This window comes from Porphyromonas sp. COT-290 OH3588 (genome assembly GCF_000769075.1).
Taxonomy (GTDB): Bacteria; Bacteroidota; Bacteroidia; order Bacteroidales; family Porphyromonadaceae; genus Porphyromonas.
This window is the reverse complement of record NZ_JRFC01000046.1, coordinates 1-346: the sequence shown is the minus strand read 5'-3', so window position 1 is coordinate 346 and position 346 is coordinate 1. Positions and strand designations below refer to the sequence as shown.

The following is a 346-nucleotide window of genomic DNA, read 5'->3' as shown; positions in this document are numbered from 1 at the left end:
ATCTTGGCTCTTGCCTGTTGTATTCTTGTAAGTTACCTTGTAAGTCAACTTTTCACCAGGACTAACTACCTTACCGTTAATACTTTGTTTTAAGTCTCCAGGAGTAAATACATCCTTCTTCGGATCTGTCGATGGTGTTTCTGGTGGGTTTGTTGTTGTATTTGTCTTTACCTTCGGTCCTGTTTCACCTGTCTGTACTTCTGCTGTATTATCCACCTTTGTCTTGTTATCTGCTTTAACTTGTACTGTGAAAGTTACTTCATATGTTTCATTATTTGCAACTGTTTTTGATTCCCAAGTTACTGTTCCATTGACATTCTTTCCACCGTTGTCCGCTGAAATAAAT

At 37.9% G+C, this 346-nt stretch carries 1 protein-coding gene; it reads right to left on the bottom strand.

The annotated features are described in order from the left end of the window. The coding region (locus HQ48_RS09430; RefSeq protein ID WP_044233161.1) for a hypothetical protein at positions 1–346 on the bottom strand (346 nt) is incomplete at both ends.